The sequence below is a fragment of the Clostridium sp. C8 genome (genome assembly GCF_001010885.1).
In the GTDB taxonomy this organism is placed as follows: Bacteria; Bacillota; Clostridia; order Clostridiales; family Clostridiaceae; genus Clostridium; species Clostridium sartagoforme.
The window spans coordinates 1-15,517 of sequence record NZ_LBMX01000001.1 but is presented as its reverse complement, the minus strand read 5'-3'; the positions used below and the strand labels follow the sequence as shown (position 1 = coordinate 15,517).

17 protein-coding genes are annotated in these 15,517 nt (G+C 28.6%); 14 read left to right on the top strand and 3 right to left on the bottom strand.

What is annotated here, in order from left to right:
• Nucleotides 1-32: 32 nt before the first annotated feature.
• A complete protein-coding gene (locus AAT22_RS00090; RefSeq protein WP_046999865.1) occupies nt 33-1,187 on the bottom strand; it encodes an aminotransferase class V-fold PLP-dependent enzyme in 1,155 nt (384 codons plus the stop codon).
• Nucleotides 1,188-1,493: 306 nt separating this feature from the next.
• Between AAT22_RS00090 and AAT22_RS00085 the strand changes: the two genes are divergently transcribed.
• From AAT22_RS00085 to AAT22_RS00035, 11 genes are all read left to right on the top strand, one after another.
• Nucleotides 1,494-1,733, top strand: a complete 240-nt coding sequence (locus AAT22_RS00085; protein WP_046999864.1) for a DUF3343 domain-containing protein — start codon at nt 1,494-1,496, stop codon at nt 1,731-1,733.
• 18 nt (nt 1,734-1,751) lie between these two features.
• Nucleotides 1,752-2,654, top strand: a complete 903-nt coding sequence (locus AAT22_RS00080) for a mechanosensitive ion channel family protein (protein ID WP_052953874.1) — start codon at nt 1,752-1,754, stop codon at nt 2,652-2,654.
• A gap of 36 nt (nt 2,655-2,690) precedes the next feature.
• Nucleotides 2,691-2,876, top strand: a complete 186-nt coding sequence (locus tag AAT22_RS00075) for a DUF951 domain-containing protein (protein ID WP_016207936.1) — start codon at nt 2,691-2,693, stop codon at nt 2,874-2,876.
• Between the two features lie 107 nt (nt 2,877-2,983).
• Nucleotides 2,984-3,271, top strand: coding sequence for a 30S ribosomal protein S6 (gene rpsF, locus AAT22_RS00070; protein WP_016207935.1), 288 nt, complete (start codon nt 2,984-2,986; stop codon nt 3,269-3,271).
• A gap of 14 nt (nt 3,272-3,285) precedes the next feature.
• A complete protein-coding gene (locus tag AAT22_RS00065; protein WP_016207934.1) occupies nt 3,286-3,747 on the top strand; it encodes a single-stranded DNA-binding protein in 462 nt (153 codons plus the stop codon).
• A gap of 27 nt (nt 3,748-3,774) precedes the next feature.
• A complete protein-coding gene (rpsR, locus tag AAT22_RS00060) occupies nt 3,775-4,017 on the top strand; it encodes a 30S ribosomal protein S18 (protein WP_008676141.1) in 243 nt (80 codons plus the stop codon).
• A 151-nt stretch (nt 4,018-4,168) separates the two neighbouring features.
• Nucleotides 4,169-4,486: a MazG-like family protein gene (locus AAT22_RS00055; protein WP_016207933.1), complete on the top strand. Its 318-nt coding sequence runs from the start codon at nt 4,169-4,171 to the stop codon at nt 4,484-4,486.
• A gap of 4 nt (nt 4,487-4,490) precedes the next feature.
• Nucleotides 4,491-6,458 (top strand): DHH family phosphoesterase, encoded by a 1,968-nt coding sequence (locus tag AAT22_RS00050; RefSeq protein ID WP_046999863.1) that lies wholly within the window; start codon nt 4,491-4,493, stop codon nt 6,456-6,458.
• Between the two features lies 1 nt (nt 6,459).
• On the top strand, nt 6,460-6,903 hold the full coding sequence (rplI, locus tag AAT22_RS00045) for a 50S ribosomal protein L9 (RefSeq protein ID WP_046999862.1): 444 nt from the start codon (nt 6,460-6,462) through the stop codon (nt 6,901-6,903).
• 12 nt (nt 6,904-6,915) lie between these two features.
• Nucleotides 6,916-8,802, top strand: coding sequence for a Lon family ATP-dependent protease (gene lonC, locus AAT22_RS00040; protein WP_046999861.1), 1,887 nt, complete (start codon nt 6,916-6,918; stop codon nt 8,800-8,802).
• Nucleotides 8,803-8,904: 102 nt separating this feature from the next.
• On the top strand, nt 8,905-10,242 hold the full coding sequence (locus AAT22_RS00035) for a replicative DNA helicase (protein ID WP_046999860.1): 1,338 nt from the start codon (nt 8,905-8,907) through the stop codon (nt 10,240-10,242).
• A gap of 61 nt (nt 10,243-10,303) precedes the next feature.
• Here AAT22_RS00035 and AAT22_RS00030 read toward each other — a convergent pair whose 3' ends face one another.
• Complete coding sequence (locus AAT22_RS00030; RefSeq protein WP_046999859.1) at nt 10,304-10,633, bottom strand: hypothetical protein; 330 nt, start codon at nt 10,631-10,633, stop codon at nt 10,304-10,306.
• 130 nt (nt 10,634-10,763) lie between these two features.
• Here AAT22_RS00030 and proC point away from each other — a divergent pair, with 130 nt between their 5' ends.
• Nucleotides 10,764-11,564, top strand: coding sequence for a pyrroline-5-carboxylate reductase (gene proC, locus AAT22_RS00025; RefSeq protein ID WP_016207927.1), 801 nt, complete (start codon nt 10,764-10,766; stop codon nt 11,562-11,564).
• 44 nt (nt 11,565-11,608) lie between these two features.
• On the opposite strand, the gene AAT22_RS00020 is transcribed toward proC, so the two are convergent.
• Complete coding sequence (locus AAT22_RS00020; RefSeq protein WP_046999873.1) at nt 11,609-12,781, bottom strand: malic enzyme-like NAD(P)-binding protein; 1,173 nt, start codon at nt 12,779-12,781, stop codon at nt 11,609-11,611.
• Between the two features lie 216 nt (nt 12,782-12,997).
• Between AAT22_RS00020 and AAT22_RS00015 the strand changes: the two genes are divergently transcribed.
• Nucleotides 12,998-14,287: an adenylosuccinate synthase gene (locus AAT22_RS00015; protein WP_046999858.1), complete on the top strand. Its 1,290-nt coding sequence runs from the start codon at nt 12,998-13,000 to the stop codon at nt 14,285-14,287.
• A gap of 143 nt (nt 14,288-14,430) precedes the next feature.
• Nucleotides 14,431-15,273, top strand: coding sequence for a hypothetical protein (locus tag AAT22_RS00010; RefSeq protein ID WP_016207924.1), 843 nt, complete (start codon nt 14,431-14,433; stop codon nt 15,271-15,273).
• The last annotated feature ends 244 nt before the right edge of the window (nt 15,274-15,517 follow it).

Genomic DNA, 15,517 nt, shown 5'->3' with positions numbered 1-15,517 from the left:
TTGACAATAAGAGAGGTAGCTATTCATTATTACTATTTAAATTTAGAAATTTTATTAATAGCATTTATAGTATAGTCCATGTCTTCTTTTGTATTAAAATAACTAAGGCTTAACCTAACAGTACCAGAGGGGAAACTGCCTATAGTTTTGTGTGCGAGAGGGGCACAATGTAATCCAGATCTATTTTTTATTCCAAAGTCGCTATCCAAGGTAAATGATAGTTCAGCAGTATCCATATCTTTTATATTAAATGAAATACAAGAAGTATAGTTATTATTATATTTATCATCATAAAGAATTACACCATTAATATTTTTGATTTTTTCGATGAAATAATTTCTTAAAAAATTATTTTTACTATATATAGTATTAATACCTTCACTTTGTATAAATTTTATACCTTCCATAAGACCTACTATACCAGGCATATTAAGCGTACCAGATTCAAACTTATCGGGTAAAAAATCAGGTTGAGTTAGTGAGTGTGAAAGGCTGCCTGTTCCACCCAAAATATAAGGATTACAAGATTTGTTTAAGTTATCATCAATTATAAAACCACCAATACCTTGAGGTCCAAATAAACTCTTATGACCAGTAAAAGCTAATGCACTTAAATTAATTCTTGTAAAATCAATATCTAATACACCTGCACTTTGAGCAGTATCTAGCACAAAGAATATATTATTATTTTTACATATATCACCAATTTCTTTTATAGGTTGAATATTACCGATTACATTAGAAGCATGATTAATTACGATCATCTTTGTGTTAGATTTTATTGTATTTTTTAAGTCTTCAGTAGATATAAATCCAAATTTATTTGCATAAACTATATCTAATTCTATTAAACCTTGATTTTTTAGGTTAAATAAAGGTCTTAATACAGAATTATGCTCCATAGAAGATGTTATAACATGATCACCTAAAGAAAGAGAACTATTTATTAAAATATTAAGAGAAGTAGTAATATTGCTTGTAAAAATTACATTTTCTATTGATTTATAATTAAAAAATTGAGCTATAGCCTCTCTTGATTCAACTAGTATCCTATTTGTTTGCAAGGCATTATCATGATTAGAGCGACCAGGGTTTCCTCCAACATTCGTTAAAAAGTTATATATTGCTTTTGGAACGCTTTCTGGTTTAGGAAAAGTTGTACTTGCGTTATCTAAATAAATACTCATAGGTTACTCCTTTTAGTTTAAATATATAATACTTATATTGAAATTATAAAATATTTTCATATTATTTACAAAGTAATAAATAGATTTGTAAATTTATTACTTTGTACTTTTATTAATTATTACACTATATTAATTATTAAGTAAAACATATATATAAATTAATATATTCTTTCAAAAACATAAAGTTTCAATTGATATATAAGTATTTAAATTTCTTTAAATACTTATATATCAATAATATAGATTCTTAATTAAAACATATATATAATATAATTAAAGTAAATTATTAACCTATGGAGGGATTTTATGAATTATTATATTATAGTTTTTAAAAATACACTTGATGCAATGACAGCAGAAAAGATTTTAAAGCAAGAAGGCATGATTTTTAAAATGATGCCTACGCCTACTGCAATAACTCAAAGTTGTGGAATTTGCATCAGAATAGAAGAAAAAAAATACATAGATTATATTATATTAAAAAATATAATAAAATATAAAGACATATATATAAAGGAAAAAGATGGCTTTAAAGAAGTTATTTAATATTTTTAGAGGTGATTTATGCATAATTTAGTTGCTAATATACTAAGTCCTAAAATAGGTGATAATGGTAAGATTATATTGAATGTAGATTGGGAAAAGGCTTGGGAGAGTACTATAAGTATTGCAGAGCTAATATTAAATAGAACAATAAGTATAATATTTTTAATTATAGTAATGTACTTAGCAATAAAAATAGGAAATAAAATAATTGATAAATTTGTAAAAAATCAAATAAAAAGTAAACTTAGTTTTTCAATGAATAGTCAAAAAGCTATTACAGTAGGAGCTATTCTTAAAAGTTCATTAAAATATATAGTATATTTTTCAGCAGGAGCAATAGTAATAGGAAAGACCTTTAAGGTTTCAGCGGCTGTTTTAAGTGCTGTAGGATTTGTTATTGGTATAGGAGCACAAAGTCTGGTGAAGGATATAATTAATGGTTTTTTTATACTATTTGAAGATCAATATGGAGTTGGAGATTATGTAACGATAGGTGCTTACAGTGGTGTTGTTGAAAATATAGGGATTAGGTCAACAGTACTAAAAGATTTTAGTGGAGATATTCATGTATTACCAAATGGAGGTGTTTTAGAGGTTACTAATCATTCAAGAGGAAATATGAGATTTATGGTAGATATAGAAATTGCATATGAAGAAGATGTAGATAATACAATTAAGTTAATTGAAAATACGTGTGAAAAGTTTAAAGAAAATAATAAAGAGGAAATTACTGAAGATATTGAAGTTTTAGGTGTGATATCTTTAAATGCATCAAGTGTTACGATAAGAGTAGTTGGAAAGTCTAGGCCGTTATCTCAATGGAAGATGGAAAGAGAACTAAGAAAAGAAATAAAAAAAGCTTTAGATGCAGCAGGAGTAGAAATACCATATCCAAAGACTCAAATAGTAAATGGAAGATAGTAAATTAAATTGAATTAAAAGGTTGGAGGTTTAATAATGATAGAGACTTTTGATTTAGGTGATATAGTAGAAATGAAGAAGCAGCACCCATGTGGAAGTAAACAATTTGAAGTTATAAGGCTTGGAGCAGATATTAAAATAAAATGTACTGGATGTGGAAGAATAATAATGTTACCAAGAAGCAAATTTCAAAAGGATGCTAAAAAGGTAGTAAATTTATAGTAATTTTAATTTAAACTTGCAAAAAAAAATGAATAATGATACAATATTAAATTGTAATCCCTGCTGTGTAAAGCACAGCCAATGTCCGAGGGGAGGAGGTGAAAATGATGAGAAAGTACGAAACTATATTCATACTACACCCATCATTAGACGAAGAAGCTTGCAAAGCTGCTATCGAAAAATTTAAGGGTGTAATAGAAAACGGTGGAGGAACTATAGAAAATGTTGACGTTTGGGGTAGAAGAAAGCTTGCTTACGAAATCGCAAAAGTTAACGAAGGTTTCTATACATTAATCAACTTTAATGCTGATTCAGAACTACCTAAAGAATTAGACAGAATATTCAGAATTACTGATGGTGTTTTAAGACACATAATAGTTAAACAAGAAGCGTAAGAGGTGATATTGTCATGAATAAGGTTATACTTATTGGAAGACTAACAAAAGATCCAGAGCTTAATTTTGCTGCTGGTAGTGGTACTGCTGTAACAAGATTTTCTTTAGCAGTAACAAGACCTTTCAAAAAGGACGAAACTGATTTTATCAATTGTATAGCTTTTGGTAAAACTGGTGAAACAATAGCACAATATCTTACAAAGGGCAGACAACTAGCAGTTACAGGTAGCATTAGAACAGGAAGTTATGATGCTAAAGATGGAACTAAAAGATATACAACTGATGTAGTTGTAGATTCATTTGAGTTTATTGGATCAGGTAACAATGGTGGTGCTGGAAGAGATCAAAATTCATATAACAATGGATATGGCTCTTCAAATACAGGTTCTGATTATTCAAATTCATCAAGTAATTTTGGTGGAATGAATTTTGAGGAAGACATGACTCCGGTAGATGATGGAGATATGCCTTTCTAATAGTCTAATAAAAAGGAGGGAATTAGCATGAAAGACATGAAGAGATCTGGAAAAATGAGAAGATCTAAGAGAAAAGTATGTGCTTTTTGTGTAGAAAAGGCTGAAGCAATAGATTATAAAGATATTACTAAGCTAAGAAAGTTCGTAACAGAAAGAGGTAAGATATTACCAAGAAGAATTTCTGGAACTTGCGCTAAGCACCAAAGAGAATTAACAACTGCTATAAAGAGATCAAGAAATATAGCATTATTACCATTCACAACTGAGTAATATAGAAAAGCCCCTGACGTATCAGGGGTTTTTTATTATACAAAGCAAAACAACTACTTACAAAATTTGTAAAATAAATGATAATTTGTTGCAATAAAATAAAATTATAATTAAAATATATATACAGGGTATTAGTATAGGGGTGAGTAGGGTGAAGAGAGATGAGTTAAATATAATGGCTAATATAAAAATGATAGAAAAATTAAAAGCAAATTTATTATGTATAATAGGTGAGTTCTATCATTTGCTTACTAAAGGGAGCAACGTAGCTCAAAACGCAATTTTAAATTGTATATCAGGTGCAATACTTGTATTATATGTATTAGCGCAAAAATTAGGATATTCATGTCAAGATGTAGATGATGATATGAAAAAGAAATTACAAGTTGGTATAGCTGAAGGACATGAATATGAAAAGGATGGAAGAAGTTTAAGTAAGCTTCAAATACATTTAAAGGAGCACCATTAATTTTATGATATGGAAAGATTTAATTAGAAAAAGGCTTAAGGATTTTATGCCTATAATTACACCACTTATATTTGTAGGAGCTTGTTTAGGATTTTACTATATAAAAAGTACTCTTTTAGGGACAATATTACTTATAATATTTATCATATTTAATGTAAGTGAATATATGGTTAGAGAAAAAAGTGAAGATTCTATTGAAAAAATCAAGGAAAGTATTGATAATGAAATAAATAAAAATATTTTAAATTTAATATTTCCAGTAGCATTAATAAAAGAATCAGGTGAAATTTTTTGGTGCAATAGAGAATTTCAAAAGTTTATATTAAATGAAAATCCTATAGGGTTAAATGTAGTTAGTATAGCAAGAGGATTAAATTTATCCAGATTACTGACATGTGATAAAGATTTACATCAAAAAATAAAAATATTAGATTCTCTATATAAAGTATATGCTAGTAAAGTAGAAAAGTATGATTTAAATGAAGAAATATATATAGTTTATTTTAATGACATAAGTAATTTAAAAAATATAGAAAATACTAAAGAAAGTATAATGCTTATAGAAGTAGATAATTTAGCAGAAGCTTTAGAAACTACCATAGATAGTGATAGGCCTATGCTTGTCGCAGAAATAGAAAAAACAATAAACTTATATGCTCAAAGACTTAAAGCTATGATAACAAAATATGACTCTAATAAATATGTTCTTTCAGTACAAGATAGATATATAGATGAAGAAATAAATAATAAATTTTCTATATTAGAGGATATATCTAAAATTGATAGAGGAAATAAATTTGAAGTAACCTTAAGTATTGGAGTTGGAAGAGGCGGAACCTGTCCTCTTGAAAATAATACTTTTGCAGTTACAGCAAAAGAGTTAGCATTAGGAAGAGGCGGAGATCAGGTTGTTGTAAAAAGCAACGAGAAGATAAAGATATTTGGTGGTAATACAAGGGAAATAGAAAAAAGAACAAGAGTAAGAGCAAGAGTTATATCTCATTCATTAAAAGAGTTAATATATGAAAGTAGTAATGTTTTTATTCTAGGTCACAAAAATCCCGACATGGATTGTTTTGGTTCATCTGTGGGGATATCATCAGTAGTAAAACAATTAGGTAAGCCATGCAATATTATATTGGGTAATGAAACTACTGCAATTGATTATTTCCTGTCAAAGTTAAAAAAAGATCCTAGATATGATAATTTATTTATATCTACAGAAGAAGCATACGAACAAATAAATGAAAAGACACTACTAATAATAGTAGATGTTCATAATAAAGGTTATGTATTAGATTTAAATATAGTAGAAAAATCTCAGAGAAAAATAATAATAGATCATCATAGAAGAAGTCCAGATATGGTAGAAGGTGCAATATTAAATTATATAGAAGTTTATGCATCATCCACATCTGAAATGGTTACAGAGGTCATCCAGTATATGGTTCAAAAGCCTAACTTATCAAGATTAGAATCAGAAGGATTATTAGCTGGAATATTCATGGATACAAAGGGATTTTCATTTAAAGCAGGTGTTAGAACCTTTGATGCAGCTTCATTTTTAAGAGGTCTCGGAGCTGATACAATTGAAGTTAAAAAAATGTTTATGGATGATCTTGAAGATTATTTAATAATAGCAGATACGATAAAATCAGCAGAAGTAAAGAAGGGTATAGCTATTGCAGTTGCACCTAAAAGAATAAAAAAGAGCTTTATGGCAGCTAAAGCAGCTGATGAATTATTAAATATATCAGGAATAAATGTTTGCTTTGTATTAGCAGAAATTAATAATAATGTAATTATTAGTGGTAGATCAATTGGAGAAGTTAATGTTCAAGTTATACTAGAAGCTATAGGTGGTGGAGGCCATATGAATATGGCAGGAGCTCAATTAAATAATATATCAATAGAGAGTGCTATGAAAATATTAAAACAATCAATAGAAAAAAATTTAAAGGTGGGTGAATAACATGAAAGTAATTTTATTACAAGATGTTAAAAAGTTAGGAAAAAAGGGAGACGTTGTTGATATATCAGATGGATATGCAAGAAACTTTTTATTTCCAAGGAAATTAGCTGAAGAAGCAAATAATAATAATATTCATATATTAAATACTAAAAAAGAAAATGAAAGAAAGAAAAAATTAGCAGAGATTGAAGCAGCTCAAAAATTGGCTTCTGAATTAAAAGGAAAAGAAATAAAGATTGAGGCTAAAAGCGGAGAGAGTGGAAGATTATTTGGTGCAATAACAAGTAAAGATGTAGCTGAATTAATAAATAAGAAATTTAACTTATCAATAGATAAGAAAAAAATAGTTATGGATACAATAAAGATTGCTGGATCTTATGATGTAGAATTAAAACTATATCCAGAAGTATCAACAAAGATTAAAGTTATTGTACAGCAATCATAAGGAGGACTAAGTTTGAAGACTTATGACGAAACAAATATAGAAAGTATATTAGATAGTGAACTATCTTTAGATGCACAAGTAAATGTTATAAATCAAATATTAAATAATGTATTAGACGAAGGAGCTGTAAGAGCAAGAATAGTAAGATTTAAGCTTCAAAAATACGCAAATTCCACTAATATATGTGAAAGAGTATATGCAGTAAATGTGATTGCTTCAGATGGGAAAGGTGTAAAAATTGTACCTAATGAAGAGGAATTAAGAGGTGTATTAGAAGATACAATTTATTATATATCAGAAAATATAGCTAGAAAGTATGTTCAAAATAAAGTTGAAACACAAGTTGAGAAGGCACTTCAAGAAAGACAAGATAAATTTATGGATGATATTAAGTTATCTATAATAAAAAAGCAAAAAGGGCCTGAAAGTGCTAAAACTACTAAAAAGCTAGAAAGATTGGAAAGTTTAGATTCAAAAAAGATTAATAAGAACGTGATGAGTCTTTTAAGGCCTGAAACATTTGAGGAGATAGTTGGTCAGGAGAGAGCAATAAAATCTTTAATATCAAAAATGTCCTCACCATACCCTCAACATATAATTTTATATGGACCACCAGGGGTAGGAAAAACTTCAGCAGCTAGATTAGCATTAGAAGAAGCAAAGAAGTTACAGTTTACTCCTTTTGATGGGGATTCTAAATTTGTTGAAGTTGATGGAACAACATTAAGATGGGACCCAAGAGAAATAACAAATCCTCTTCTAGGTTCTGTTCATGATCCTATATATCAAGGTAGCAAGAAGGATTTAGCCGAAATAGGTGTACCAGAGCCTAAAACAGGTTTAGTAACAGAGGCTCATGGTGGAGTGTTGTTTATAGATGAAATTGGTGAATTAGATGAAATTCTTCAAAATAAATTATTAAAGGTATTAGAAGATAAAAGAGTAGAATATTCATCTTCATATTATGATCCTGATGATGAAAATACTCCCGAATATATAAAGTACCTTTTTGAAAAAGGAGCACCAGCAGATTTTGTTTTAATTGGAGCAACCACAAGGGAACCAGGTAAGATTAATCCAGCTTTAAGATCAAGATGTACTGAAGTTTACTTTGAACCATTATCATCTAGTGATATTAAAGGTATAATTGAAAATGCTGCTAAAAAGTTAAATGTTATATTAGAAGATGGTATTCCAGAATTTATAAGCCAATATACTATAGAAGGTAGAAAGGCTGTTAATATACTAGCGGATGCATATGGATATTCATTATATACATCAAAAAAAGAAAATGATAATATAATTAAGCTTAAGGATGTAGAAGAAGTTATTTCTATAGGAAGATATGTGCCTTATGAAATAATAGAAGATATGGATAAATATGAAGTTGGGCATATTTATGGATTAGGTGTAAGTGGCTTTATAGGATCAACATTGGAAATAGAAGCAGTTGCTTTTGAATCAAAGAAACCAGGAATGGGAACTATAAAATTTAATGATACTGCAGGATCAATGGCAAAAGACTCTGTATTTAATGCTGCATCAGTAATTAGGCGAATAACTGATAAGGATATAAAGGATTATGATATACATGTAAATGTTGTTGGCGGTGGAAGAATAGATGGTCCATCAGCAGGAGCAGCAATTACCATCGCAATAATAAGTGCATTATTAGAAAAACCTATAAGACAAGATGTAGCAATAACAGGAGAAATATCGCTAAGAGGAAATATAAAACCAGTAGGTGGAATATTTGAAAAGATATATGGAGCAAGAAGAAAGGGAATAAAGCTAGCAGTTATTCCTAAAGCAAATGAAAAGGAAATTCCATTAGATTTAAGTGATATAGAAGTAAAAGCAATAGATAATATAGAAGAGCTAATGAAGATAGTATTTTAAAAAATAAAATTAAGCTTCCTTTTGGAAGCTTAATTTTATTTTTAATAATACAAAACTTTGATATAATAATGTATAATATTAAAAAGAGGAAGGAGGTTACATATGGAGGCACCAATGATGAGGAGTTTACCTCAAAGTTTAGAAGCAGAACAATCTGTAATTGGTTCTATGATAATAGATAAAAGTGCTATTGCTAAGTCTTTAGAAAAATTAAATGAAGAAGATTTTTATAGAGATGGGCATAAGGTTATATTTAAGGCCATTAGAGAAATGTTTTCACAGGATATGGCTGTTGACCTTGTAACCTTATTAGAATATTTAAAATCTACAGATATGTTAGATAAGGCTGGTGGAGTAACATATATATCAGAAATAAGTTCATCTGTAATCACTACAGCTAATCTAGAGGCGTACATAAAAATAGTAGAGGATAAATCTTTATTAAGAAAATTAATAAAATCATCTACGTCTATTATAGAAGAAAGTTATAATAAACAGAATAAAGTGGATGATGTGTTAGATTTTGCACAAAAAAAGATTTTTGATTTGGCAGAAAAACAAGGATCAAATGATTATGAAGCTTTATCAAATGTTCTAGAAAGAGGATTCTTAGAAATTGAAAGGCTATTTAATAATAAAGGCTCAATAACAGGTGTTGGTTCAGGTATAAGAGATTTAGATGCAAAGACATCAGGATTTCAAAAGGGTGATATGGTACTTATTGCAGCAAGACCATCTATGGGGAAAACTACATTTTCATTAAATATAGCTGAAAATGCAGCTTTAAGAGAAGGAAAAAGTGTAGTTATATTTTCTCTGGAAATGTCAAAGGAACAGTTGGCGTATAAATTATTGTGTTCAGAAGCAAATGTAGATATGCTAAAGCTTAGAACTGGTAATTTAGATGACGATGATTGGGAAAGAATAGCAAGAGCAACGGGACCTTTATCAAAAGCTAAAATTTATATTGATGATACAGCTGGTTTAAGTGTAATGGAAATGAGATCTAAATGTAGAAAAATTAAAATGGAACATGGTATAGATATGATTCTTATAGACTACTTACAACTTATGAGTGGTAGTTCTGGAAGTGAAAGTAGACAACAAGAAGTCTCAGAGATATCGAGATCTATAAAAGCATTAGCAAAGGAAATGGAATGTCCTGTAATTGCTTTATCTCAATTATCACGTGCGCCAGAGCAAAGAGCTGATCATAGACCTATGCTTTCTGACTTAAGAGAATCAGGATCAATAGAACAGGATGCTGACGTTGTTATGTTCTTATATAGAGATGAATATTACAATAAGGAAACAGAAGAAAAAAATATAGGAGAATGTATAATTGCCAAGCAAAGAAATGGCCCAGTTGGGACAGTAAAAATGGCATGGATAGGTGCACATAGTAAATTTGCTAATTTAGAATTAGTTTATAAAGAATAAATGGCTGTCAAAAAGACAGCCATTTAAAAATGAAGAATTAAAAATAATTTAATTTCAATTTTTAACTTTTAGGAATTTTAAAGTAAATTAAATTAGCGCAAACTATATTTTCTGTTCTGTCTATATCTACATTTTTTAGGTAAAAGGCTCTTTTAAAATTCACTTTATTATTATATTTATTTTTTAAGGAGAGATTTAAAATAAGAAAGTTATTTACATATTTTATTAAAATTTCTTCCTTAGTTAAACCTCGAAGAGAAATATAAATATCATAAAATTTATCTTTATTTATTAATTTAATGATAGGTTTTGTATCTTCAATTAAAGGATTAAACTCTAATAAATTATCTATTTTATTTTCTATATCTGTGAGCAATAAATTATTTTTCATAACTATCCCTCCTCATAAATAGTTTGCGAATTTAAATAAAAGCTATCCTATGAGTATAGTGGGGAATTTTATAAATAATAATTAATTAAGAAAATTATTTACAATGAATTTTTATAAGAAGGTGAAGTTAATGGAAAAAAGTATAGGTTTTATAGGTTGTGGAAACATGGGAAAAGCAATGCTTAAGGGATTGCTTACTTCAACAAATATAAATAAGGAAAACATTATTATATCAACTAAAAGTGAAGAATCAAGAGTTAATATAATAAATGAATTTAAAGTAAATTGTGTACTTGATAATGTAGAGGTAGCAAAAGTAGCAGAAATATTATTCTTAGCTGTAAAACCTAATCTATATAAGCAAATTTTAAAAGAATTAGAAAGTCATATAAAAAGTGATGCCGTAATAATTTCTATAGCTGCTGGAATAACATTAGAAGATATGGAATCATGGTTAGATAAGGAGTATAAAATTATAAGAACTATGCCAAATACACCTGCATTAGTTGGAGAGGGAATGTCAGCAATATGTCCTAATTCTAATATTGAACAAAAGGATTTAGAAATTATATGCGCTTTGTTTGAAAATTTTGGTAAATATGAAATTTTAGAAGAAAAATATTTTGATGCATTTATAGCTTTATGCGGCTCATCCCCAGCATATGTATTCATGTTTATAGAGGCTATGGCAGATGCTGCTGTAAAGCTTGGTATACCTAGAAATAAAGCATATAAAATGGCAGAGCAAAGTATATTAGGTTCAGCAAAATTAGCATTAGAAACAGGAAAACATCCCGCAGAACTGAAAGATATGGTATGCTCTCCTGGTGGTACTACAATAGAAGCTGTAATTGAATTAGAAAACAGTGGATTTAGAAGTGCTATAATAAAATCTATGGAGAAATGCTCGGATAAATCTAAGAATATGTAAATATAAAGGGAAGTTTAAAAACCTCCCTTTATAAAATTAAATTGTTATATTCTAGATACACCACTCTTTATTGCAGCATTTTTAACTGCTTCAGCAACAGCTTTTTGGACTCTTAAATCAAAAGCCTTTGGTAATATAAAATCAAAATTAAGATGATTTTCATCTACTGAATTTGCAATTGCATGAGCAGCTGCAATTTTCATATCTTCATTAATATCACAAGCTCTAACATCTAAAGAGCCTCTAAATATTCCAGGAAAAGCTAATACATTATTAACTTGATTCGGAAAGTCAGACCTTCCGGTACCAATTATTTTTACTCCAGCTTCTTTTGCAACATCAGGGAAAATTTCAGGAATAGGATTGGCCATTGCAAATATTATAGAGTCTTTATTCATCGTAAGAGCCATTTCTTTTGTCACTAAATTAGGTGCAGAAACACCTATAAATACATCAGAATTTACTAATGCATCAGCCAAGTTTCCTTTTAAATTTTCTTTATTAGTAAATGATGATAATTCATTCATTGAATTATTTTCATAATACTTATCTTTATGAATTATTCCATCTTTATCACACATTACAATATTTGATGCTCCAAATGAAATTAATAATTTACAAATAGCAGTTCCTGCGGAACCAGCACCATTTATGACTATTTTAATATTAGATATATTCTTATTAACTAACTTTAATGAATTTATAAGACCAGCTAAAACTACTATAGCAGTGCCGTGCTGATCATCATGGAAAACTGGTATATTTAATTTTTCTTTTAGCCTTTGTTCAATTTCAAAGCATCTAGGAGCAGATATATCTTCGAGATTTATTCCTCCAATAGTTGGTGATATATTTATTATAGTGTTAACTATCTCATCAACATCATTAGTATCTAAAACAATTGGAAAGGCATCTACATTGGCAAATTCTTTAAACAATATAGATTTACCTTCCATAACAGGAAGAGATGCCAATGGACCTATATTACCTAAACCAAGAACAGCAGATCCATCTGAAATTACAGCAACTGTATTCCATTTTCTTGTGTATAAATAAGCATTATTAGGATCTTCATAAATTTTTTTGCAAGGTTCTGCAACTCCTGGTGTATATGCTAAACTTAAATCTTTTTCACTAGAAATTCTACATCTAGAAGTTATTTCAAATTTTCCTTTTAATTCTTCATGATATTTTAGAGCTTCTTCATAAATATTTATAATAACACTCCCTTTCATAGAATAAATACTTTAAATTTAATAAGAATATAAATAGATACAAATATATTATACGAATTATATATAAGTAATGCAAAAAAATATTCGCAAAAAAGTTGAAAGTTTATTTTCACTTTGTTAATATTGTACTTGGAGATTAATATTAATTATTTTATAAATAAAGGACTTAATAAGTTCTTTAACAAGGAGGCAATATAAATGTCAGCATTTGTTGTTTTAGGAGCTCAATGGGGAGATGAAGGAAAGGGAAAGATGACTGATTATCTTGCAGAAGAGGCAGAGGTAATAGTTAGGTTTCAAGGAGGAAATAACGCAGGTCATACAGTTGAAGTTGGAGATAGACAATATAAATTAAGATTAATACCATCAGGAATATTACATGATGATAAATTAAACGTAATTGGTAATGGTGTTGTTGTTGATCCAGAGGCTTTATTTGAAGAAATAGATTATCTTGAGGAAGAAGGAGTTAATGTTACTCCTAAAAAACTTTTAATAAGTGATAGGGCACATGTTATAATGCCATATCATAAAATTTTAGATGTTTTAAAGGAAAAATCAAGAGGAAAAAATGATATAGGTACAACTGGAAGAGGTATAGGTCCATGTTATACAGATAAATTTGAAAGATGTGGTATAAGAATATGTGATCTTTTAGATGAGAGTGTATTTACAGAAAAACTAAAGCAAAACATAGGCGCTAAAAGTGATTATATAACTAAGGTTTTAGGTGGAGAAGAACTTAACTATGAAGAAATAGCTTCCAAATATTTAGCATTAGCAGAAAGACTAAGACCTTATGTGAAAGATACATCTGTTGCAGTATATAATGAAATCAAGGCTGATAAAAAAGTTCTATTTGAAGGTGCTCAAGGAATGCTTCTTGATATAGATTACGGTACATATCCATATGTAACTTCATCTAATACTACCGCTTGTGGAGTTGCTAGTGGATCAGGCATTGGACCCAATATGATTACTAATGCAATAGGTATTGCAAAGGCATATACAACAAGAGTTGGTAAAGGACCATTCCCAACAGAATTAGATAATGAGATCGGTGAATGGATAAGAGAAAAAGGTCACGAATATGGAGTTAATACTGGAAGATCTAGAAGATGTGGTTGGTTGGATGCTGTTATATTAAAAACAACAGTAAGGGTATCTGGATTAACGTCATTATGCGTAACTAAGATAGATACTTTAGCTGGATTAGAAAAATTAAAGATTTGCGTAGGATATAAGTTTAATGATACAGTTATAGATTATTTCCCAGCAAGCTTAAATGATTTAGCAAAATGTGAACCTATATATGAAGAATTTGATGGTTGGGGTGAAGAGGTAGCAAATGCTAGAAGCTACGATGAATTACCTAACAATGCTAAAAAGTATTTAGCAAGAATTGAAGAGCTTACAGGAGTAAATATATCAATAATTGGTGTAGGGCCAAGAAGAGATCAAACGATAAGAGTAAGAACACAATTATAATTTATAGAAGAGTATCATGTTTATGGTACTCTTTATATATTTATATAATAAATTATTTATTCAATTTTATATATTATATCAATCATATAACAATTTATGATAGAATAAATATGTATAGTATTAAATAAAAAGGAGGCGAATTTATGGAAGAAAGAAAAAATTATTTGTCAGTTTCTGAGATATTATCAAAAGCTTTCAGAATATCAAAAGATAATATATTAGAAATATTAAAGGTTATAGGGATATTTATAGTGCCTACAGTATTAATAATAGTAGGTATAATAGTAGGAATTATATTTTCAAGTATGATAAATATGTCATATGCATATTCATATAATTATTTAGAAAACTCAATACCTTTTATAGGCTTTGGAAGTGTATTAATTTTAATTTTTACAATTATTATTGCATCAGCAGTAATAATATATGCAGATGCTATTATAGTGAAAATTCTAGATGATGCTAACAGAGGAAAAGAAGTAAGTTGGAAAACTGCTAATAAATATGTTTGGCAGAAAAAATGGAGCGTAATAGGACTTAATCTTTTAGTAGCATTAATGCTTTTTGCATTCTTTATAGCATTAACTTTACTTACTGTTTTACTGTCGTTTTTAACTATAGGAATAGGGTTAATTATATTAATACCTTTAATAATTGCTATATGTGTTGTTATGGCTCCAATACCTATGTTATTTAATTCAGCATTAATAGTAAAAGATTTAACTATTACGGAGGCAATAGGAGAAACTTTCTTATTGTTTAAAAGAGGTTATTTTTGGACTACAATAGGAAGGTTAGCAGCTATATCAGGGATAACAATTGGACTTGGAATAGTATTAATTATTCTTGAATTCATACCTTTACTAGGCATAATAATAGCTATTATAGGACAATTTATAATTCAAGTATATACAATATCTTATCTTAATGTATTAGTATATGACAGATCAGATATAGAGGAAATTTATATCGATCCTATAATTTAAGTTTGAAAACTCCTACTAGTATAATCCCCTTATGGTAGACAAATAAAAAAAGACCTTTATAATTAGGTTAGATATTTGTTTACTATAGGGGGATTTTTTATGAGTGGAATTCAAAGGAAATATAGCAAAGAGACTAAATTAAAAGCAGTTGATATGCACTTAAATCAACATATAGGAGCAAATACAATTGCTAAGGAATTAGGCTTAAGTGAGAAAAAGAGAGTTTATGATTGGGTAAAAAAAT

Excerpts from the sequence above, each read along its gene's own strand:
- AAT22_RS00090 (WP_046999865.1), bottom strand. The coding sequence starts at position 1,187 with ATGAGTATTTATTTAGATAACGCAAGTACAACTTTTCCTAAACCAGAA.
- AAT22_RS00085 (WP_046999864.1), top strand. The coding sequence starts at position 1,494 with ATGAATTATTATATTATAGTTTTTAAAAATACACTTGATGCAATGACA.
- AAT22_RS00080 (WP_052953874.1), top strand. The coding sequence starts at position 1,752 with ATGCATAATTTAGTTGCTAATATACTAAGTCCTAAAATAGGTGATAAT.
- AAT22_RS00075 (WP_016207936.1), top strand. The coding sequence starts at position 2,691 with ATGATAGAGACTTTTGATTTAGGTGATATAGTAGAAATGAAGAAGCAG.
- rpsF (WP_016207935.1), top strand. The coding sequence starts at position 2,984 with ATGAGAAAGTACGAAACTATATTCATACTACACCCATCATTAGACGAA.
- AAT22_RS00065 (WP_016207934.1), top strand. The coding sequence starts at position 3,286 with ATGAATAAGGTTATACTTATTGGAAGACTAACAAAAGATCCAGAGCTT.
- rpsR (WP_008676141.1), top strand. The coding sequence starts at position 3,775 with ATGAAAGACATGAAGAGATCTGGAAAAATGAGAAGATCTAAGAGAAAA.
- AAT22_RS00050 (WP_046999863.1), top strand. The coding sequence starts at position 4,491 with ATGATATGGAAAGATTTAATTAGAAAAAGGCTTAAGGATTTTATGCCT.
- rplI (WP_046999862.1), top strand. The coding sequence starts at position 6,460 with ATGAAAGTAATTTTATTACAAGATGTTAAAAAGTTAGGAAAAAAGGGA.
- AAT22_RS00035 (WP_046999860.1), top strand. The coding sequence starts at position 8,905 with ATGGAGGCACCAATGATGAGGAGTTTACCTCAAAGTTTAGAAGCAGAA.
- AAT22_RS00030 (WP_046999859.1), bottom strand. The coding sequence starts at position 10,633 with ATGAAAAATAATTTATTGCTCACAGATATAGAAAATAAAATAGATAAT.
- proC (WP_016207927.1), top strand. The coding sequence starts at position 10,764 with ATGGAAAAAAGTATAGGTTTTATAGGTTGTGGAAACATGGGAAAAGCA.
- AAT22_RS00015 (WP_046999858.1), top strand. The coding sequence starts at position 12,998 with ATGTCAGCATTTGTTGTTTTAGGAGCTCAATGGGGAGATGAAGGAAAG.
- AAT22_RS00010 (WP_016207924.1), top strand. The coding sequence starts at position 14,431 with ATGGAAGAAAGAAAAAATTATTTGTCAGTTTCTGAGATATTATCAAAA.